Here is a 21,463-nt window from a genome sequence, read left to right as displayed (position 1 = left end):
CATTGATTTCATGGTAAAGGTGGGCAGATAGATCTGTTTTTTTTACCCTCCCCCAAAAACTTTTAATTTTTACAGAGCAGCTTACACCAATGTTATGGAATAAATGCAAGAATTTTTTTTATCAGTGGTATGGTGTATGGATTACCGCCCCCACCGTAACAGGGTTAGTAATTATACTACGTTTTCTTGGCTTACTACAAGCTTGGGAATGGGCAACTTATGACCAATATATGCGATTACGGCCTTTGGAGAGTCCAGACAATCGCATTGTGATTGTAGGTATTAATGAAGATGATGTCAGAGCAGTCGGGCAGCCAATTTTTCCTGACGCTATTTACGCTAAATTGCTGAATAAATTAAAAGCAATGGAGCCAAAAGTTATTGGTTTAGACATTTATCGAGACTTACCTGTAGAACCTGGCCATCAGGACTTAGTGAAAGTATTCCAGTCTACCTCCAATTTGGTAGGAATTAAAAAAGTAGTGGGGGAAAGGCAAAATGACGTATTAGAAGCACCACCAGCTCTGGAAACTAATCATCAAGCAGGTGCTAATGATGTAAAGGTAGACCCAGATAAAAAAATTCGACGAGGCTATTTATATATCACGCTACAAAACGGAGAAAATGTCTGGAGTTTTGCTTCTCATATTGCTTTGCGTTATTTAGATACTCTTGATATTAGTCTAGAGAAAATTGATGGTGACAAATTTCTGCTAGGAAAGACAATAATAGAGCCATTTGAAGCCAATGATGGTGGTTATATTAGAGCAGATGCAGGTGGTTATCTAATGCTTTTAAACTACCGGGGTCCGAGTCGTTACTTTGAGATTGTTTCCATGATGGATATTCTTGAAGACAGAGTGCCTGCTGATTGGGGTCGCGATCGCATCATCTTGATTGGAGCAGTCAGTGAAGGCTTTAATGATTTATTTTCTACTCCCTACAGTAGTAACTTAATTAAAACTCTAGAACCCATGAGCGGGGTAGAAGTTCATGCTAATCTAATCAGTCAACTAATTAGTTCTGCTATGGATGGTCGTTCTCTGATTCATATTTGGGGGGAACCTCTTGAGTGGGCGTGGATTTTATTCTGGTCTTTGGTGGGAGCAGCTACAACCTGGAAATGGCGTACTGCTGGTGGTGTTAGCTATTTTTCTATTTGGAAAGTCTTGACAATGTTCGCTTCAGGTATAGTCTTATTCGCTAGCACCTATACTGCTTTTGTATGGAATTGGTGGTTGCCAGTAATTCCTGCGTTTTTAGGTCTGACTGGATCAGCAGTTACAATTACAACTTATATTGCTCGTACTGCACAAGATATTCGCAAAACTTTTGGTCGTTATTTAACTGATGAAGTAGTGGCTACTTTATTAGAAAGTCCAGGAGGATTAAAGCTAGGAGGTGAACGCCGAAACATCACAATTTTAACTTCCGATTTAAGAGGATTTACTGCCACATCAGAACGTATAACACCAGAAGAAGTTGTGAAAATTCTTAACTTTTATCTGGGATATATGGCAGATGTAATTACTAAGTATCAGGGAACTATTGATGAGTTTATGGGGGATGGAATTTTGGTTTTATTCGGTGCCCCTATAACTAGAGAAGATGACCCGGTAAGAGCTGTTGCTTGTGCTATTGATATGCAATTAGCAATGGAACCTGTGAATAAACAGATGAAAGAATGGGGTTTACCGCCATTAGAAATGGGAATTGGTATTAATACTGGAGAAGTTGTTGTTGGTAATATTGGCTCTGATAAACGGACAAAATATGGTGTGGTAGGCAGTCAGGTAAATTTAACTTATCGGATTGAATCTTATACTACAGGTGGTCAAATTTTAATTTCTGAGACAACTTTAAAAGAAGTGGGACCGATAATTAAAATTAATGATGAAAAAGAAGTAATGCCGAAAGGAGTTAAAAAACCAATTACTATTTATGATGTTGCTGGTATTGATGGTAAATATAATTTATTTTTGACAAAAGAAGAAGAACATTATCTCCCACTCACAGAAACAATATCTCTAAATTATGTAGTATTAGATGGCAAAAATGTCGGTGATTGTTTGCAAAAAGGAAGCTTAATCAAATTATCAGAAAAAGAAGCAGAAATTCAGGTTGTGCAAACACGAGATCATCTTCCACCAGCTTTGATTAATATTAAGCTTAATTTTATCTGGGATGGAAAAGAAAGTGAGGATGTTTATGGCAAAGTTTTAGAGAAATCAGGAGAAAATGGTAATTTTTATATTCGTTTTACGGCTAAACCTCCAGATGTTTCTGCTAAATTAGAATCTTTGTATAAATCTTTGTTAAATTAGGGAGTAGGGGCGATTTCCGTTCCGGAATGCTCCGCAAAGGCGAATCACCCCTACTGTGGTCTACTGAAATGAAAACCGCTGTAACGCACCCTACTGGACTAGATGGCAAATGTCTAGCTTTACTAGCTTTCAAGTAACGTGATGAAGTTGTCGCAGATAGTCGTAATGATTCGGCAAATGCTCTAGGAGTTCTTGCTGTTGTTGTTTAATCTGCTTGAAAATTTCTAATGACTTTTCAACCCGATCAGGATGGTAGTGCATCTGGGTATGAGATTGTTCGGGAAGACAGCCTAAACCAGATAGGACACAGTAATAACTGCCATCAGTCCAAAAGTTATGAAACTCATTATCTAAGCTGCCATAATAATTATCTTCATTTGAAGGCAATGGACTAACTGGGAGTCCTGCTTTATAGAGAGCAATCTTTTCTTTAATCGATTCGCTGACAGTTAGTTCATGCTTGTTGGCAAGCCAAAAAGGACTATCGTCCCTTGTTGTAGTGAAGTAATGAGCTTGAATGAAGTCTCGACAGTCATCATACATATACTCAATTTCGCGATTAAACCGATCTCGTAAAGCGGGTTCAATTTGCCGAGTCGGAAAATACTTTGCCAACTGATAAATCGCACCAGTGATAAAATAAATACCAGTGGATTCTAAAGGTTCCAAGAAACAAGAAGACAGTCCGATACTAACACAGTTTTTGACCCAAGATCGGCGATTTCGACCTGTTTTAAATTGAATGCGTCTCAGCTCTGTTTTCGATTCATCAAGATTCCAGAACTTAGAGAATTTTGTGGCGGCTTCATCCTCACTGATAAACTTACTAGAATAAACATAGCCAGACCCAAAACGTCCCATTAATGGAGTTTTCCAAATCCAACCCGCCTCTTGTGCGAAAGAACTCGTAAAAGGTTCAATGCCATATTTTTCATCCTCGTGGGCAACTATCGCCGATACCGCCCGATCGCAGAGCAAGTAATCGCTCATGTCAATAAACGGTTCACCCAAAACTTTATTAATCAACAAGCCACGGAATCCAGTACAGTCAATAAATAGATCGGCCTCTACCGTCCGACCATTTTTGGTATGGATAGATGTTATATTACCTTGCTCGTCGAGTGTCGTATCTTTTAAGGAATCTAACATTAATTCAACACCCCGTTCTTGTGCCCATTCGGAGAGAAATTTGACCACGAGATTGGCATCAAAGTGCCACGCATGGGGAACTGCTGAAGTACCATCCATAAAAACTGGAGCCTTGTTCGCATCTAGGAGAGGAGGCTCGCGAAAACAAGAATACTCAATAGGAGTAGAACCCTTTGTTTGATGATACCAATAGTGAGTTAAAAGAATCCCATTAATATTAGGCAAAATTCCAAAGGGATGATAGAAATAATTAGACTTCTCACCTGGTTTACACTTGCGCCAATTTACGAAACGAATTGATGTTTTGTATGCTCCGTTAACGTGCTTCATCCATTCTTGTTCGGGAATTCCTAGAAAATCCCAGAACGCTCGTTGAAGGTTCGGAACGGTTGCTTCTCCTACCCCGATTCGTGGAACACTAGGAGTTTCCATCAGTGTTACTTTGACTTGAGGTCCAAACGCTTTATTGAGATAAGCCGCTGTCATCCAGCCTGCGGTTCCTCCTCCTACAATTAAGACATTGCGAATATTTTCAGGGTAAGAATGTGTTTGTTGTTGTAACATAACAATAACGGTAAATTGAAATTGTAAATTGAATGAGTTGAAAGTTGAAAATCTCAAGGATTTAATTCCGAGGAGAAAGAATAGGTTCTAGTTTCCCGGTAAAATGGCGTAATAACTTCGGCGCATCAACTATTCGATAACCTGAAATTTGTTCTCGCTTTTGTATTGCTTGGGCTAACATCTCAGCCACATAATCCAGATGACTTTGAGTGTAAACTCGTCGAGGAATTGCCAGACGAACTAACTCAAATGGAGGATGAACTATTTCACCAGTCTCAGGATGGGGATGAGCAAAACCAAAAGAGCCAATTTCTCCTGTGCGTATTCCTCCTTCTAAATAAAGCTCTACTGCTAAGGCTTGACCTGGAAACTCTATCGGGGGAATATGAGGTAAGAGTAAACCAGCATTTACATACAAAGCGTGAGCTCCTGGAGGAGTGATAATTGGAATTCCTAGTTCTTGTAAACGATCTGCCAGATAGGTTGTTTGTCCTAAACGATAGGCAAGATAATCTTCTTGGAGAACTTCAAGCAACCCAACTGCGATCGCCTCTAAATCCCGCCCTGCTAAACCACCATAGGTAGTAAATCCTTCGCGCAGGATTAGTTCATTACTGACTTTCTCAAATAGTTCTCGATCCCTCATGGCTAAGAAACCACCAATATTAACCAAACCGTCTTTCTTCGCACTAACAATTGTGCCATCAGCGAGGGAAAAAATTTCTTGACAAATTTCTAAGATAGTTTTATCATTATAACCTGACTCTCGTAACTTAATGAAATAAGCATTTTCAGCAAATCGACAACCATCTATAAAGAAAGGGATGTCAAACTTTTTGTATATTTTAGATACCCCTCGCAAATTTTCCAAAGAAACTGGTTGACCACCTCCAGCATTATTGGTAATGGTAATCATCCCAAAAGGAATCTTTTGGGCCCCAACTTTTTCAATAAAGTCTTGCAACTTTGACAAATCCATATTTCCCTTAAACGGGTGAAAAATATTGGTCTGATATGCTTCTTCAATGATGCAGTTGACAGGATACCCCCCCTTGGCACGGATATTGGCATCAGTGGTATCAAAGTGCGTATTTGAGGGAATGTAATCACCAGGTGCGATCGCACAAGTAGCTAAAATATTTTCGGCTGCTCTTCCTTGATGGGTAGGGACAAAATAAGGAAACCCAAAAATTTCATCAATCACCTCTTTCAGGTGAAAATAAGATTTAGCCCCTGCATAAGCTTCATCGCCCTTCATCATTGCAGCCCACTGATTTTGGCTCATAGCACTGGTACCAGAGTCAGTAAGCAAGTCAATAAAGATTTCTTCCGAATGCAGGCCAAACATATTGTAACCAGATCTGCGGATGGCCGCTTCACGAGCCTGACGATCTAGTAATTTAATTGGTTCAACCATCTTGATTTTAAATGGTTCTGGAAGGTGAACTGCCATATTTTTTTCCTCGTGAGCTTTTTCTTTTTTCTCTTGAAATAGAAGGCTTTATACCTTAATTTTCGGTAACTATCAGGATTTGATCTGATCACTAAAATTACAGTTGAATGGGCATCTTGCCCGTTTTTAATAGTTTTGTGGAATAGGCACTAACAGGCAGGAAGAGACCCACAGGAATTAATATTTCAACTCAACTTAAACTGCGATAAAATCTGAACTGTCGAGATGAGCGGTATTAAACCAGGGCAACTTCGCCAAAACTTCATTAGTCGAAGTCTCGATAATATTGTTGCCAGAGAAGGATAAGTCGTTGTACGTTAAACCATCTGCTAATCCAATCTTATCAACTCCATGTTGGAAAAATCGGATCGTATCCATACCTTCTCCACTAGCGATGACTATGGTATCTTGACCAAATCCTCCAACTATAGTATCTTCACCTAAGCCACCGCGAAGTACGTCCTTGCCAAAACCACCGAATAGCTTATCGTCACCATCTCCACCTGTGAGGGTGTCGTCGCCAAAACCACCTGTGAGGATATCACGTCCACCATCACCATCAATTTCGTCATCGCCAAAGGAACCACCTAATTTCTCGTTAGCAGAGCTGCCAAAGATTACGTCATCACTGGCTTTAGCATTGATGCGATTACCACTGACCATATCCATGAAAATCACATCGGGGTTAGGAGTACCTTGATTGTTAGCTAGAATTAACTCAAAGGTATCACTGATTGTACCACCGTTGCCATCATCCGCTGTTACTGTTATGGGAGTGATGCTAGCAGAACTACTGCTACCAGTGATAATTCCAGTATTAGCATCAATACTAAACCCGCTTGGTAAGTTAGAAGCGGAATAGGTGAGGGTGTCGTTGGTATCAACATCACTGAAGTAGACACTGGTATCAAAGGATAAGTTCTCGTTAGTAGAGATGATTTGGTCATCAATCTCTTGGGCTAATATGGGTCCATCGTTGACACCATCAATCGTCACAGTGGCAGTTGCTGTATCGGTTTCACCGTTGCCGTCATCAATGGTATAGGTGAAAGTCTCGGTTGTACTTTCTCCAGCACCTAGACTCTCAAATTGACCATTAGGATCGTAGTCGAATGTACCATCGCTGTTAACTGTTAACAATGCGCCAGAAGTTAGGGTGAGTTCAGTTCCCACATCTGCAGCTTCACCATTAACTTCAGTCACGGTTAAGGTGTCATTTTCGGGGTCAGTATCGTTGGTGAGGACGTTGCCACTGAAGAGGCTGTCTTCATCAGTGGACGCAGTGTCGTCAACGGCAACAGGGGGATTGTTGGTAGGGGTGATGTTCTCAAAGTAGTTGATTGTGCCGTCGCCTTCCCCAATGAAGGCATCGAAATCCCCATCACCGTCAATGTCGGCAAAGGTGGGGTCACTAGCATTACCCACATCCACACCATCGAAGGGGTTGCCACTACCCGTGACTTGGCTGAAGCTACCCGAACCATCATTCTCAAAGTAGTTAATTTGGCCATCGCCATCTCCAATGAAGGCATCCAAATCCTCATCACCGTCAACGTCAGCAAAGGTGGGGGCAGCATCTCTTCCCACATCCACCCCGTCGAAGGGCTTACCGCTGCCTGTTACTTCAGTGAAATTGCCGGAACCATCATTCTCAAAGTAGTTGATGTTGCCGTAGTCTCCCCCAATGAAGGCATCCAAATCCCCATCACCATCAATGTCAGCAAAGGTGGGGGCAGCATCGAATACCACATCCACCCCGTCGAAGGGGTTACCGCTGCCTGTTACTTCAGTGAAATTGCCGGAACCATCATTCTCAAAGTATTTGATAAAGTCATTTTTGCTCCCAATGAAGGCATCCAAATCTCCATCACCATCAATGTCAGCAAAGGTGGGGGCAGCATCGAATACCACATCCACCCCATCGAAGGGGTTACCGCTGCCTGTTACTTCAGTGAAGTTGCCGGAACCATCATTTTCAAAGTAGTTGATGTTGCCATACCGATCCCCAATGAAAGCATCCAAATCCCCATCACCGTCAATATCGGCAAAGGTGGGGTGACTGGCAATTCCCACATTCACACCATTCAAGGGGTTTGCTGTGCCAGTTCGTTCTGCAAAAGTAGCCATGATTAATCTTTCTCCAATTAATGATTAGTTAACCAGAAGTTTTGGTAGATATTACTTAGCCAAAACTCGGGTAATTTTCATCTGGTAAGGATTTTAAGTGCTTCTCAAACCTTTTAGTGGTTTACTTACCAGTTCTCGCCATCCCAAAGGATTTCTCCCTTGACTGAACAAGTCGCACCATCAGCTAAATTTTCAGTCGCTTCCCACATTGGCGCGACTCGCTGATGAAAGTGGTGTAAGGTGCCAGACGGCGGCGCTGGAACTGTGCCATTTGCTGGTTTTCCATTGCCACTGCCCAGGTACAGTTAGGCACCGGACTGGCAATCTGCCGTTTGAGTGACTCTGCAATCAGGGCAACGCCCCTTCCTAACTTTTGGAATCGCTTTGCCACAAACATTGTGGAATAGCGAATTGTGTCGGGGGCGACACGATGGGTGACTATCCAACCCACCACTTCCTCTCCATAGCGCAACCCCAAGCTGTTCAAGGGTTCCAACCGGGAATCGTCCTCAAAGGGACTCAGGGAAGTTGGATAGTCTAGTGTCTGTTGAATTTGCTGTTTTTCAGCATCGGTTAATTCACTCCAAGGAAACATCGTGAAAGAATCCGGTAGTATGTGTTTATATAGCCAGGGAGCTTGAGCTATTTTCTCCATTGACATTTTCGCCAGCCAGAAAGTAGCTTCGGGAGGCTGCCACTGCCTTTGTTTAAGTAAGGGTTCTAGGGCAGATGCAGTCAGTTCAGTGGCTTGATATTTCACTATGACTTGGGGACATTTCTGGGCAGCGAGGGCTGTTTCCAGGTATTTAACCAAGGTGGTGCCAATTCCCTGATGGCGGTATTCTGGTAAAACAAACAGAGACAGTACCTCTGCTTGGGGAGTATTTTCTTGGGTTGGTGTAATTTCGGCGATCGCTAATCCCACCATTTCTCCTGCAACAGAGGCAGAAATTCCTACCAGTAATCCTTTTTGCTGGAAAGTCTGCCAGCGTTTCTTGATGCTAGGAAAAGTTAAAGCATCGTATTGTAAGGTATTAGCTGCATTCAGGTTTCCTACCACTTGGTATTTAACTTTTGCTTGGGCAGTTTCACCTTTTGAATCTTGATTTTTCTCTTCTGTGTTCTGCCTCTCATCTCCCATTCCCCCCCTGACGAAAGCAGTAGGGGGAGATTGCCCTGCACCTTCTGACTCTTGACTTTCACTCAACTCTCCTTGGAAACTAGAGAAACCAGCACAAGTAACCAAACGAGAAATTTCATCACTCTTGAAACCCAGAGCCATTGGTCGTCGCACTCCCGGCAAAACCTGTACGTCATAGAGTTCGGTGACAACCCCTTCCAACTCCAGCCAGTGGGCAATACTCCCAGTAGTCAAATCAATCACCATCAAGCCACAACGGGCCTTAGTATCCTTTGCAGCTAACCGTTCATCAAGGGCCAAACCAGAAAAAGAGCGATCGCGTGGTTTAGATAGCCCCACAACAGCATAGTTACGCCAAAAAGCCAAACCCCGCATATACCCAGGACAAAAAGCAACAGGCTGAAATTGTCCTGTTGGTAAGTCCAGATAACCAAATTCCCCTGTACCAGAATTGAGCAACCACAGCTTTCCTTGGTAGAAGCGAGGAGAATGAGGCATTGAGAACCCTGAAGCGATAATCTCATTAGCCTCAATATCCATAACCACGCCCCCATCTTGCCGTCTTTCTCGCCAGCCTCCGGTGACATCGGAACGACTAACAGCGGTAACATAACGGGGCTTTCCCTCCACCATGGCCAAACCGTTGAGGTGACAGCGGTCTTCTGGTGTCAGCTTAGAGATAAAGGGTGGTTGCCAGATTGATTCAAAACTGTACTGGTGACTGAGGGTGGCCAGACAGCTAAATAAAGTATTGACAAAAATGACTCGACCCCCACTCCCTACTTGCGGGGGGGGTATAACATCAATAAAATTATTTGTCAAGCTCTGCTGGGGGAATTTTCCCATCACCACGTCATGAATATCCAAATCTCCCGTGGTGTAGGCAATACGGGGCACATATAGCTGGTCATATCCCTTGTACAATTGACCAGGGTGAAGGACATTATCAAACTGCCAGAATTGATACCGGGTACTGAGGTAAAGATGGTTAGGAGTCGCCCATAGCCCCATAGCTCTGTCAAATAGTCGCTCGAAACTGGAAAGTTGGCCATTAGGTTTGAGACCAATGAGGAACAGGCGATTAGTTTGATAGGTGGTGAATGCCAAACTTATCTGCTGGTCTTGTAACCAAGAGAGAAAATGACGAGAGCAAGTAATTTCCAGGGGTTTAGGGGTCATTTCAGTTATCAGCTAGTTAGTAGTCCAACCTCAAATATTGTCTAGACGAGTAATTATAGTCGAAAAATACTGGATTTATATGAAGTTTTGGTAAAGATTATGGTTAATTTCTCTTAGGTAATTTCTCTGAAGATTTTGTGAAGTGGGAAAATGTATAAACTAAAATTACTATTAAGGAATAAACTTTAAAAAAATTTAATAGTTGATTTATTCTTGTATCCTTTTGATGAAGCAGAGGTAGGGAGGTTGTATGCAACTTGGTTACCGGAGAAAGATTGTTGTTGGGTTTTTCCGTTGGAAATGCTCCGCAAACGGTGCCATGCTTCGCAATGCTAACGCAAACAACCCAACCTACTAGACCGACTAAAATTTAAGCAGAGGTAATTCTCAATTCTCAAATTAAGCAAGGGACGTTGTATGCAACTTCCGTACAGGAAAAAGATTGTTGTTGGGTTTTTCCGTTGGAAATGCTGCGCAAACGTTCCTCAACCCAACCTACTGAACTGATAACTAATAACTGAAATAACTATGGTGCATCCAAAAGAAATATACGATTTGTTGTTAGACTATGGGAACACTAATACTCCGATCAAAGAAATATTAATCGGTTTAACCTGGACTCTGTGTGAAACCGAAAGTATTGGTTTATGTATGAGTCCGGGTACAGTTACTCGCACATTACCTTGGTCGGGAACTCTCGTAAATAAACCTGTGAAAGAGTTGGCATCCTGGTTACGCTCTTGGAATAGCTTTGAGGCAACTGTGGGAATGGCAGCTATTAATGCTGAGATAAATGGGCAATCTCGACTTCCGACTCAAGCGGAACCCTTATCTCCATACGGACCAGGAAATTTGGCAGTATTTGAATATTTTCTACCAATGATTCGGGGAAAAAAAGTTGTTATTATTGGTAGGTATCCTCGGTTGTCTCGTTATGAGAATGAGATGGAAATAACTGTCATCGAACGGCAACCGGGAGCAGATGATCTTCCCGACACTGCATCAGAATATTTATTACCGGAGGCGGAATGGGTGTTTTTGACAGCGACTTCTATTGCTAATAAGACCTTTCCTCGGTTAGTGGAGTTGGCAAAAAATTCTCAGTTAGTTTTGATGGGTCCGACTATGCCTTGGTTAGCAGATTTAAAGGAATTTGGGATTAATTATTTGGCAGGAGTTACTGTTAGTAATGCTGAAGTTTTAAGACAAACTGTTGCGGAAGGGGGTGGGGTAAGAATTTTTGAAACAGGCGTGCAATATCATGTATTAAAGTTGTAGTATAGGAGGCAACAGCGGTGCGACCCCCCGTCGGTAGCAGACGCAAGGGAAGGTGGATCAAGAGAGGGAACAGTTCAAGGTAGTGGTGCATAGTAATGGTAGAGAGAGCGTGGGGAGTGTGGGGAGATGGGGAGTGTGGGAAGAAATTAAAAAATATGGCGTTGGTGATTTGAGGTATGATATCATGTCCAGATAATTAGGGATAGAACTCCGTTCCGCGCTCTGCGTTAACGTGCTTTGTGCGCCAGCAAACAAAAAACATTCTCCTTCTGTTCCTCTTTACTTCTTCTTTCTTCCCTCCTGACTCCTAAGTAATGCGCGATTAATATCATACACGCGCTTCACCAACACCAAAAATATATATCTTCACCATTACGCGAGTAGAACTACCCAGTTCAAATAAAAACACTATAAGAGCTTTATTATAACTAATTAGGGTTTGCTGAAAAAGTCTTATGGGTGAGGGTAGGAGTCAGGAGGACCAAGTCAGGAATCAGGAGTCAATAGTCAGGATAAATGAGAATTACAGAGGATGTAGTTGGAAGAATTATCCCTTAATTTTTCTGACCTTGTCTGCACAAAATGCTAATATGCATGAGGTTTCTTGACCGAAAAGCTGGCACTTTTTTTCAACCTAATATCATGTCCGGATAATTAGTTATAAAAAAACTTTCTCCTTCTTCTCCTGTTGTTCTTCTTTATTACCTCTTTCCTCCTGACTCGGTCCTTCCCCTCCTGGGAGGGGTTAGGGGTGGGTTGACTCCTGAGGACTCCGTAGTTATTTATTTATCACTGTTTAACCGGACATGATATAAGAAGGCTGAAACCTTTATATGCCAATGCTTTTATAGTTAATCAGCAACCCCTAATTAAATGGACATAATATTAGGTTCATAAACTAAATTTCCTGCTAAATAAGTAGCTTGAACTACTCGTTCATCTCCCAAAATAATCAGGGTAAATAATTCATCAATAATGTCAGTTAATGAGTCGGAATTATTTCGAGAATTCCGCAACTTTAACAACGGAGTTACTCTGGTATCTAGCACAACTAAATCTGCTTCTTTCCCTACATCAAAATTGCCAATTTTCTGTTCTAGGGATAGAGATTTTGCTCCTCCTAAAGTAGCCAGATAAAAAGCTTTTAAAGAAGATAAATTTTGTCCCTGTAATTGAGAGATTTTATAAGCATCGTTCATAGTTTGAAATATTGAAAAGCTAGTGCCACCTCCCACATCTGTACCAAAACCAACTTTCACTGGAGTTTGTTGAGATTTTGCTGTGTGTAGTTGGAATAAACCACTGCCTAAAAATAGATTTGAAGTCGGACAAAATGCAATAGTTGAACCTGCTTGTGAGAGTCGATTAAATTCAGAATCACTGAGATAAATACCGTGGGCAAAAATTGATTTATTACTAACTAAACCAAACTTTTCATAAACATCTAAGTAGTCTTTACTATTAGGAAAAAGTTGGGCAACTTTCTCAGTTTCAGATTTTTGTTCAGATAAATGTGTATGTACATAAACATCTGGAAATTCTTGTTTGAGAACTCCAGCTAGATGTAGTTGTTCGGGGGTAGAAGTAATGGCAAATCTCGGAGTAATAGCGTATAGAAGTCTGCCTTTACCATGCCATTTTTTAATCAAACTTTTGCTATCTTCGTAGCTAGTTTCTGGAGTATCCAACAAATAATCTGGAGCATTCCGATCCATGAGCATTTTACCAGCAATTATCCGCATATTTCGTAGTTCTGCTACTTCAAATAAGGCATCAACTGACTGAGGATAAATTGTGGTTAAAACTAAAGCACTTGTCGTGGCATTTTTTAGTAGTTGGTCGAGAAAAAAGGATGCTATTTGTTGAGCGTAGGTTTTATCTTGAAATTTTCCTTCTGCTGGGAAAGTGTATTTATCTAACCATTCCAAAAGTTGTTTACTAGAGGAGGCAATTATTTCTGTTTGGGGATAATGGATATGAAGATCGATAAATCCTGGTAAAATTAGCATTCCTGGATAAGAAGTAATAGAAATTTCAGGATATTTAGGCTTTAATTTGTCGTAGTTTCCTAGTTCTTGAATTATGCCTCCGGAGATAATCATTAAACCATCATGAATATAACGAACGGTTTCTAATTCTGGATAGTAAAACGGATCTGCAACAAAATCTAGGAATGAACCCCTGATGACTGAGATGTTAATATTTTGATTCATTTTTATCTGATATTTTGGTAAGAGTATATATGAAGAAAATGGGTTGATAAGCTTGAGTTAAGTTTGCAAGGAAGAAGGAAAAAGGGTTTAGTTAGAGCTTGCTGATTAAATCTCAAAGTTTTTACAGATAAAGGTTTTAGCCTTCACGGCAGCTATGATTTTCTTCTAAAATTCTGTCTTCTGTCTCCTGACTCCTTCTCCTATACTACATTTTGTGGTGCGGAATGTGGGTTGATCCTTTATCTCACAATAGTTTTGAAATGCTTGTCACCCCTTGAGAAGAGCATCTTAGTTTTGTGCGATACATGAGATAATAAAATGAAGTAAATAAAATCAGGGCAAACAATCCAGCCGAAACTACGGATGTTGTGAGCGGAATCAACAATAAAGAAGTCAACAATTCAATTCCAATTAAACTAATCAAAATCCAAACCACAATTTGACGTTCCATCAGACTACAAAGAATTGCTCCTGTTGGCGCACCAACTACCACAACCGGAACCGCCGCTAACCAATAATTACTGACGGGAGTAACAAAATCCCCCAGGATAAAGTTATGAATTAAAAAGCCTGTGACGGCATTAATTGCCATCAAAATCACTGACGTTGGAGTGCTAACTTTCTCACACAAGCCAAACAGTAACACCATTACAGAGTAGGCAAAAACATCCATTCCACTCCCAACTAACCCACTAATCATACCCCCCATTAATCCGACGACTAGAGATAAAATTTTTTCTCGTTTACCCCAGTGTTCAATCGTAAATTTTCGTTCAGTATTAGTTAAATTTAAGTGAATTAAAATGAGAGCAAAACTGCTCACCATCATTGTAAATGAAATTTTTATGACTTCGGGAGGAAGTAAAGGAGCCAGAAAAGCTGTTCCCATAAAAATACCTGGAATTCCCCCTAAACTCACCCAACGAATTAACTTCCATTCTACTTGAGTTTTCATAGCCACAATCGTAAAAGATGCGGCACTCATGCCAATACTTTGAATGGCTAAAGAAAAGAGTTTTGCATCAGGGGGAGAGACGTGAAGCCACTTTGTTAAAGCTGGAAAAGCAACTGCGCCTCCTCCCATACTTGTCGCTCCTGCAATCATGGAACCAAAGACCATTGTGAAGGCAAATTCCCAATGTTCAATCAGGTTATAAATAGCTCGACTAGGTTCAAGAATAATCAGCCAGCTTGTCCAAACTGTGAGTACACACAATAGACTATAACGAATGGAACGTTGGGATAAAATAAACTGAAATAATGAATACATAAACTTTAAACTATTGAAGATTATTTTTTGATCAAAAAGCTGAGAAAATTAGCTTTTTGATTGCGGCTTTGATCAAATATAATTAATATCCCTTAAGTTGATTATTAGTAAACAAATTGATATAATATCATCCTAGGTTAAATACTTATACTTTGGCAGAGGAAAGGCAGAGGGCAGAAGGCAGAAGGCAGAAGGAAGAGAGCAAAGTTTGAAGTGAAGAAGTTTTTATAACTAATCATCCGAACATGATATAACAGGGATTAAAAATCCTCATATTTTATTACTGATTTAAAAAACAGTCAAAAAAAACAACTCGTGAGTTGAGTTTTATCAGTTGTAAAAATTTTGCAAATCAGTTTATCCTCAAAAAGTGATGGGTTGTTGATATTTGATGAATAGTGTTTTTCAATAGACATCTCCAGAGATGTCTGGAATCAGAAAATTACATAATGCATAATATTTCTGTTGAAATAGCACCAGACATCTCTATCTATTGTGATGAACTTAGAAAGGAAGAGGTCCAGGAACTTGAATTCCTTTCTGAACCGCAGGACGTTCTGCAATTTGATCGTGCCATGCGATTAAGCAGGAAAACTGATCGAAGCCAAATCCCATACGTTTAGCAGTATAAACCCAACCCCAATGGGCAATATCTACAATAGAGTATTCATCACCGCAGAGATATTTTTGCTGCTTCAAACGTTGTTCAAGGACACCATACAGCCTTTCAGTTTCTTTGGTATAGCGTTCAATTGCGTAAGGGATTTTTTCAGGAGCAAACAAGGCAAAGTGCGCTCGTTGTCCGAACATTGGTCCAATAGAAGCCGCTTGGAAAAACAACCATTGAATTGCTTCCCAACGACCTTGAGTTGATTGCGGTACTAACCGTCCAGTTTTATCTGCAAGATAGAGTAAAATTGCACAGGATTCAAATATCGTTTGTCCAGTTTCTTGATCTACAATTACTGGAACTTTAGCATTAGGATTGAGTGCAACAAATTCTTCTTTGAATTGTTCTCCCTCATAGACATTTATATGCTTTACAGTGTAAGGAATTTCAAGTTCTTCCAAACAAATAGAAATTTTGTGACCGTTTGGGGTATTATGTGTGTACAGTTCAATCATTGAATATTCTTGGGTTGGGCAGTGAAATGTTCAGTGAAATTGAGAGGAAACCATCAAGATTTAATTGTTTTGATTTTTTTGATAATTAAAAATTTTAAATAATTAAATCTTGCTTGATTTGTTTGAATTTTTTATCCTCTCAATGTTTTTTTTACTACAAAATGTAGCTTAATTCCAGATAATTTATCTTGTTTTTTTTGATAAGTTATGACTCAAAAATAATAATGCCAATACAATCACCAATCCGGAATCAAAAATTGAAGGTTCGGGTACAGATTGACGGGGAGATTCTTGAGTGGCTTCGACAATACTCAGCACTTCAGAAACCTCAGAAAGAGATTTCTGAGCCTGATTTGCAAATAAATTATGAGAACTAACAGTAGGATGAATGGGATTCCAGAATACAAATTCATCAGGATTGGTTGCATTCGTATCTAAAAAAGCCTCTGTGACATTAGAAAACCCAAAGTTAGTTGGATTTTCTATAGCTTGATTCAGGGCTGAATACATATCAACCTGAATAATATTGATGTCTGAATTTTGTTCAACTTCTTCTAAAGCTGTTTGCAACGCTGCATTATGATCTCGGGTGGCTTGTGCCAGTCTTTGCTGAACTTCAGGAGAACCATTAACAGCCAGGGGAATTGCACCTAAATCAAAAAGATTAGGTATCATAATATTTTTTGCCCCTGCATCGGCTAACTTATCAATTGTTGTTAATAAGTTGGTAATGGGTGTATCAACTTCCGTTAGACTTAAACCTACATAATCATTACCTCCTCCCCAAACCATGTAAAGTGCATCGGGATCGGCAACAGGATTTTCGGCGACAAAATCATCAATTTGTGTTTGGATTCCGGGTAAAGGCAGTAGGTTATCGGGTAAAACATCTGTTCTCGGATTGAGAACATTATCGGTTCCTGTCGTTGCACCTCCATAGGCGACATTATTTTCAGGATTTATCTCTAAACCCAACTCAGGGATTAAAGTTTCAATCCAAATTATCCCATTGGTAAAACGTCCTTCAAAATTTGGAAATTCTGGAAAAATACCGTTAGTCAGTTCAAACAAATTCCCATCATCAGAAAAACTATCTCCAAAGACATAAACATCGCTAAAAAGTTTGCCGGGAAGATCACCCTGATATTGACCAACTGTTAGGTAATGATCGAGGGGACTGTTGGCAGTACCATTTGCGATCGCATCAAGTACTTCTGGATATTGAGAAAGATAAAAATCTTCATCAAAGATTTGATCGATAGTGATGCTCATCAAAAATTTCTCCTTGTCCTAGTTGAGTTATCAATTTAAGTCCTGGAGCAGGATTTTTTCCACTCCAGTTTTTATTTTCTGAGATTAAAAAAGTCTGACGCTAAACTTCTGTTTATACAGTTTTAGAAGACTTTGTTTTAGATGAATTAAACATGAAACTACGTTCTACATTCCATTGATTTGACTTGCGATTTTTGAGCATTAAACCTGCACCGATTGTACCAAAAGCTAACAAACCAACAGGGAAAGAAGACTCAGGGATTGATCTTGTCCTAATAATAGCCTGGTCTGCTAGCAGACCAATAGAAGCTCCACCCGTAGGATTTTTTAAGAATAAGTCAATGGTGTTAATGTCATTAGGTAGGGGAATATTTACCCTTTGAAAACTCTCGCCAATACCAAACTCAATTGGGATTTCAGTTCCAGTACCTAGAAAAATGCTACCACCAACAATATCCTCAACAGCACCAGTGCGGATTACATCTACTGTTGCGACAGAAGACCCTTCCTCAGTGAAGAATTGATTACCGGCAAACTCTAGTGAGCTAGGAAATATAAGCCCGTTTGCTGGGGCGGCTTCCAAAAGTTCTTCAGGATTTACAGGAGGTTGATTAAATGGATCTGTTACGGGCTGACCGACTTCCCGGAAAAAGTCTTCAACTCCTGTAGGTTCATAATAAATGAGTAGCCTCGCCAAATCTGATGTCTGATTTCGGAAGGCGTGCTTGCCATTTTCGGGGCCAAAAATAAGCGTTTCAGGTGGTGTCAGTGCTGTTTGGTCTTCTAATTGAAACTCTAAAGTACCATCCAGCATGAAAAACCACTCAGCTTCATTTTCATGGAAGTGTAATGGAGTACCACCACCAGGGACAACAACCACATCTAATAGGGTGTATTGTTCATTAGTGGTCTCGCCTGTTTCAACAAAGGAAATTCGTCCACCTGCAACCCATGCAGTTTCTAAATCTTGGTAGAATAAAGATGTCGCTGAGATATCATCTAACCCGGCTACATAATCAGTGATAGCCGTGGGAATGGGGCCATTCAAAAAATCATAGATATCAATCGAGTTAGATGTTTCTGTCGAGCTAGATGTTACTGTTGAGGAATCCTGTTGTTCATGGTCATGGAAATGTAAACCAACGTGAGCTTGTGCGGGGAAACTGATTCCTAAAGTTAATAGAAATGAGCTAGCGAGGTAAAATGCGGTAGACTTAGTTTTTGTATTCATCAATAAAAATAGTTGCTGGAGACCCACACTATAAAGTGTGTTTTAGTGTTGGGAGGAAAGCAACCAGCATATAAATTACTTTCCCCTAAAATTTGAGAACAAACTTAATTGATCCCCCGAAGTGCACCATTAAACTTTTGATTTTTACATCTAGTAGTCAACTCAGAAGTATCAAATTAACATTTGAAATCTCCTATTACTAGGGTAATGTTCGCCTAAGCTACGTTAACGGTCGGTAACTTCCAAATAGCACTTCCAATACAAAAATAGGATGTTTAGCTATCTAGTTCTAGAGCTTGGAACTGGCGAGGTATCCCAAGGTAGGTTCTTTAACGCTTACCGTTAACGTAGTGCGCAAAGCACTTAGCCGGGTCAACTCCGGGACAAGCCCACACTATACTCGTAGGTTAGTGTTTGGGTCATTGACGGGTATACCTAGTAATAGTCTGAAATTCCCTGGTCTGCCAAGGAATTTCAAAAATCATACAATTCCAACGTAGTTTCGGGCAAAATTCTTAGCAAATGTTGATGAAGTTGTTAATTGAGAAAGCTTAGATTCACTGAGTTTACGTCGAAAACGTACATCCTCTAAATCTTCTCCTTCCGGTGAGTGCAACATGGTCAACAAGCTATAAGAAAATTCTTGAGCACGCCAGATGTAGGGCAAGCGAATTTCGGAGTAGCGGTTTAGATAAGAAAGATCGTGGTTTTCGAGATAGTAGCTAATCAATGTTTCTGCTAAAACTCCCGCATCTTGCACTGCTAAATTTAAGCCTTTTCCACCCATTGGGGTAATAATATGAGCCGCATCTCCTGCTAATAATAATCGCTTATAACCCATAGGTTCCATCACATAATTTCGCAGCTCCATAATACGCTTTTGAAAAATTTCACCTTCATTTAATGGACATCCTTCTTTAGCAAGTCGCTGGCGTAAATTAGCCCAGATGCGTTCATCTGACCAATCTTCTAAAGTATCGGTGCTGGGAATTTGAAGGTAATAGCGAGAAATCTTGCTATTGCGAAGCATATGAGCGGCAAAACCATCTGGATGTACACCATAAAGAGTATGCTGGGCTGAAGGGGGAGCGTAGGCTAAAATAGCTAACCAGCGATAGTTGTATTGTTTGCTGTAAATGTCTACAACTTCAGAGGGAACAGATTGACGAGCTAACCCATGATAACCATCACATCCTGCTACAAAATCCGCTTGAATCGTTACAGTTTTTTGACTATCTAAATCATAACATTCAACTTCGACTTTGTCATCACTTTGAACAATATTTTTGCCTTCATAATGAAAAAGTAACTTACCGCCATCCTTGATATATTTTTCAATCAAATCATCGTTGAGATCGCTCTGAGGATAAACATGATGAACATCTCCTCCACTTAAGCTTCCATATTCAAAAGTTAGGCTTTTATCGGGATAGCGAAACTCACAACAACCGTGAGTATAAGCATTTTTGAGCAGGGTATCCGCCAGGTCATTTTTTTTGAGAATTTCAACCGTTGTACTCTCAATAACTCCCGCCCGTCCTCTGGCATAAATTTCTTCACGATTGTATTTATCAATGATAATACAGTCTATCCCGTTTCTCAGCAGAATACTTCCGAGAACAATACCAGCAGGGCCAGAACCGAGAATACAGATCGATGTCTTCAAGATTTTTGTTGTCAACATAATCATCTCCTTGAAAGTAAATTTACATTGATATCCGAACAGCGTCGGGACTATCCAACTAGAACAAATTGGATTTGAAAGAGTGCTTGCGTTGTAATTCCTAAGCCAATTAAGAATACAATTAAAGCACTAGCTGCCGATAGGAAAGGAATCGAATGAACCTGATTTGGCAGTCGCTTGAAGAGTCGTTTAGCATTGACGAAGATCAAACCTAAACCTGTTAATGTTGCAGCCAATCCTAAACTAAATATCAACACTAAAACCAAGCCGAAACTAATCTGATTGAGAGCTATCATACTGAGTAAAAGAACTAAAGCTGCTGGACAAGGCATTAAACCACCAGAAATTCCAATCATCAGAAGGCTGCGCCAGTTATTCGGATAATGGTGATGGGAATGGTCGTGATGGTGATGGGAATGGTCGTGAGAATGGTCATGAGAATGGTGTTCAGATTCAGATGGAAAAATTCGCAGAAAAAATAGATTTAGACCAATTAAAACAACTATACATCCTGATAATAAATTCAACCAAGGATAAAGCTGTTCTGGCAAAATATATTGAGTCGCAAATAGTGTAATTACACCGAAAACTAAGACACCAATAGTATGAGTAATTGTTGTTGTCATACCCAAAATTATCGCATCTTTTGCAGTCGCATGAGACCCAATCAAATAAGCTCCGACAATGGTTTTTCCATGTCCTGGAGAGAGAGCGTGAGTTGCTCCCCACAAAAATGCAAGCAGGATTACTACCCACCAATTTTGACTCAAAAATGGAGATAAATTTGATTGAAGTTGGAATGAATACTCTCGATTATTAGAACTAAAAATGTAGCTTTGTACTTGTCCATTATGAAGGACTTTTACCAGACCATGACCATCGGGAAAAAGGGGCGAGAATAGATCATAGCGAATATTCAGGCTTTCAATATGTTCTTGCCATATATAACTTAAAAATAAGGTACTGTGGATGTTAGTTTGAGTGGTAAAATTCAGCAGCTTAGAGACATCTTTTGTCGGTTCGAGACGAAGTGAACCTAAATCTCCTTTTTGATCCGTCAAACGCAGATTTTCAGAGAAGAAACTTTGTAGTTGAGTTTGATGAGTCCGAACTTCATCTAGGGAGAGTTGTTGATCTCCATTATCATCTGCGAAAGCTACTAAATTGGTTGGTATTGTGAGGTTAATTTCTGCTTCAGTTGGATTCACAATAATCTTAGCAACTGTTAAATCTGAGCCATGTGCTTGAGTCGGAAGGTTCAGAATTGTAGATAAAAACAATACGGCTAAACAGGATATAAAGCTAAGTTTGGATAAACAACGCCATTTGTTTTTCATCGTTTGAAAGGGGGTAAGAGTGAACTTTCAGGGAAAGAGAGAATGGAGTTGATTATCAACAGTTCAATTTACAACTCCAAACTTTTGAGTGCTTGAGATGAAAACAGATTCAATTC

General features: G+C 40.2%; 14 protein-coding genes. 3 read left to right on the top strand and 11 right to left on the bottom strand.

The features are described 5' to 3' along the window. Positions 1–89: 89 nt before the first annotated feature. Positions 90–2,324 carry an adenylate/guanylate cyclase domain-containing protein gene (locus tag F6K27_RS18520; protein ID WP_287277826.1) on the top strand — a complete coding sequence of 745 codons (2,235 nt, stop codon included), beginning with the start codon at positions 90–92 and terminating at the stop codon, positions 2,322–2,324. Positions 2,325–2,453: 129 nt separating this feature from the next. Here F6K27_RS18520 and F6K27_RS18515 read toward each other — a convergent pair whose 3' ends face one another. The 4 genes from F6K27_RS18515 to F6K27_RS18495 form a co-directional block, all read right to left on the bottom strand. After that, the gene (locus F6K27_RS18515; RefSeq protein WP_287277824.1) at positions 2,454–4,037 is read right to left on the bottom strand and encodes a tryptophan halogenase family protein; all 1,584 of its coding nucleotides are present in this window, start codon (positions 4,035–4,037) and stop codon (positions 2,454–2,456) included. Between the two features lie 61 nt (positions 4,038–4,098). Continuing rightward, positions 4,099–5,490, bottom strand: a complete 1,392-nt coding sequence (locus F6K27_RS18510; protein ID WP_287277822.1) for a tryptophanase — start codon at positions 5,488–5,490, stop codon at positions 4,099–4,101. A gap of 195 nt (positions 5,491–5,685) precedes the next feature. Beyond that, positions 5,686–7,617 (bottom strand): FG-GAP-like repeat-containing protein, encoded by a 1,932-nt coding sequence (locus F6K27_RS33775; protein ID WP_353736016.1) that lies wholly within the window; start codon positions 7,615–7,617, stop codon positions 5,686–5,688. A gap of 184 nt (positions 7,618–7,801) precedes the next feature. Beyond that, a complete protein-coding gene (locus F6K27_RS18495; protein WP_287277817.1) occupies positions 7,802–9,937 on the bottom strand; it encodes a TIGR03032 family protein in 2,136 nt (711 codons plus the stop codon). 528 nt (positions 9,938–10,465) lie between these two features. On the opposite strand from F6K27_RS18495, the gene F6K27_RS18490 reads away from it, so the two are divergent. Beyond that, positions 10,466–11,215: a DUF364 domain-containing protein gene (locus F6K27_RS18490; RefSeq protein ID WP_287277815.1), complete on the top strand. Its 750-nt coding sequence runs from the start codon at positions 10,466–10,468 to the stop codon at positions 11,213–11,215. Between the two features lie 52 nt (positions 11,216–11,267). Further along, positions 11,268–11,411, top strand: a complete 144-nt coding sequence (locus F6K27_RS18485) for a hypothetical protein (protein ID WP_161564899.1) — start codon at positions 11,268–11,270, stop codon at positions 11,409–11,411. Positions 11,412–12,084: 673 nt separating this feature from the next. Here the strand turns inward: F6K27_RS18485 and guaD are convergent. From guaD to F6K27_RS18450, 7 genes are all read right to left on the bottom strand, one after another. Beyond that, positions 12,085–13,428, bottom strand: coding sequence for a guanine deaminase (gene guaD, locus F6K27_RS18480; protein ID WP_287277813.1), 1,344 nt, complete (start codon positions 13,426–13,428; stop codon positions 12,085–12,087). 244 nt (positions 13,429–13,672) lie between these two features. Further along, positions 13,673–14,698 carry a sulfite exporter TauE/SafE family protein gene (locus F6K27_RS18475; protein WP_287277811.1) on the bottom strand — a complete coding sequence of 342 codons (1,026 nt, stop codon included), beginning with the start codon at positions 14,696–14,698 and terminating at the stop codon, positions 13,673–13,675. 504 nt (positions 14,699–15,202) lie between these two features. After that, complete coding sequence (locus F6K27_RS18470) at positions 15,203–15,823, bottom strand: glutathione S-transferase family protein (RefSeq protein ID WP_287277810.1); 621 nt, start codon at positions 15,821–15,823, stop codon at positions 15,203–15,205. Between the two features lie 183 nt (positions 15,824–16,006). Beyond that, positions 16,007–17,095, bottom strand: a complete 1,089-nt coding sequence (locus tag F6K27_RS18465; RefSeq protein ID WP_287277835.1) for an SGNH/GDSL hydrolase family protein — start codon at positions 17,093–17,095, stop codon at positions 16,007–16,009. Positions 17,096–17,207: 112 nt separating this feature from the next. Then, positions 17,208–18,326, bottom strand: a complete 1,119-nt coding sequence (locus F6K27_RS18460; RefSeq protein ID WP_287277808.1) for a cupin domain-containing protein — start codon at positions 18,324–18,326, stop codon at positions 17,208–17,210. Between the two features lie 481 nt (positions 18,327–18,807). Beyond that, the gene (locus tag F6K27_RS18455) at positions 18,808–20,010 is read right to left on the bottom strand and encodes a 4-hydroxybenzoate 3-monooxygenase (RefSeq protein ID WP_287277806.1); all 1,203 of its coding nucleotides are present in this window, start codon (positions 20,008–20,010) and stop codon (positions 18,808–18,810) included. Positions 20,011–20,060: 50 nt separating this feature from the next. Continuing rightward, a complete protein-coding gene (locus F6K27_RS18450; RefSeq protein WP_287277804.1) occupies positions 20,061–21,347 on the bottom strand; it encodes a nickel/cobalt transporter in 1,287 nt (428 codons plus the stop codon). Between the last annotated feature and the right edge of the window lie 116 nt (positions 21,348–21,463).

It is taken from the genome of Okeania sp. SIO2F5, assembly GCF_010692685.1.
Taxonomy (GTDB): Bacteria; Cyanobacteriota; Cyanobacteriia; order Cyanobacteriales; family Microcoleaceae; genus Okeania; species Okeania hirsuta.
The sequence above is the reverse complement of the archived record's forward strand: the minus strand, read 5'-3'. Positions and strand labels throughout refer to the sequence as shown.

What these genes read in the sequence shown, in the direction of transcription:
- F6K27_RS18520 (WP_287277826.1), top strand. Translation starts at nt 90, where the DNA reads ATGTTATGGAATAAATGCAAGAATTTTTTTTATCAGTGGTATGGTGTA.
- F6K27_RS18515 (WP_287277824.1), bottom strand. Translation starts at nt 4,037, where the DNA reads ATGTTACAACAACAAACACATTCTTACCCTGAAAATATTCGCAATGTC.
- F6K27_RS18510 (WP_287277822.1), bottom strand. Translation starts at nt 5,490, where the DNA reads ATGGCAGTTCACCTTCCAGAACCATTTAAAATCAAGATGGTTGAACCA.
- F6K27_RS33775 (WP_353736016.1), bottom strand. Translation starts at nt 7,617, where the DNA reads ATGGCTACTTTTGCAGAACGAACTGGCACAGCAAACCCCTTGAATGGT.
- F6K27_RS18495 (WP_287277817.1), bottom strand. Translation starts at nt 9,937, where the DNA reads ATGACCCCTAAACCCCTGGAAATTACTTGCTCTCGTCATTTTCTCTCT.
- F6K27_RS18490 (WP_287277815.1), top strand. Translation starts at nt 10,466, where the DNA reads ATGGTGCATCCAAAAGAAATATACGATTTGTTGTTAGACTATGGGAAC.
- guaD (WP_287277813.1), bottom strand. Translation starts at nt 13,428, where the DNA reads ATGAATCAAAATATTAACATCTCAGTCATCAGGGGTTCATTCCTAGAT.
- F6K27_RS18475 (WP_287277811.1), bottom strand. Translation starts at nt 14,698, where the DNA reads ATGTATTCATTATTTCAGTTTATTTTATCCCAACGTTCCATTCGTTAT.
- F6K27_RS18470 (WP_287277810.1), bottom strand. Translation starts at nt 15,823, where the DNA reads ATGATTGAACTGTACACACATAATACCCCAAACGGTCACAAAATTTCT.
- F6K27_RS18465 (WP_287277835.1), bottom strand. Translation starts at nt 17,095, where the DNA reads ATGAGCATCACTATCGATCAAATCTTTGATGAAGATTTTTATCTTTCT.
- F6K27_RS18460 (WP_287277808.1), bottom strand. Translation starts at nt 18,326, where the DNA reads ATGAATACAAAAACTAAGTCTACCGCATTTTACCTCGCTAGCTCATTT.
- F6K27_RS18455 (WP_287277806.1), bottom strand. Translation starts at nt 20,010, where the DNA reads ATGTTGACAACAAAAATCTTGAAGACATCGATCTGTATTCTCGGTTCT.
- F6K27_RS18450 (WP_287277804.1), bottom strand. Translation starts at nt 21,347, where the DNA reads ATGAAAAACAAATGGCGTTGTTTATCCAAACTTAGCTTTATATCCTGT.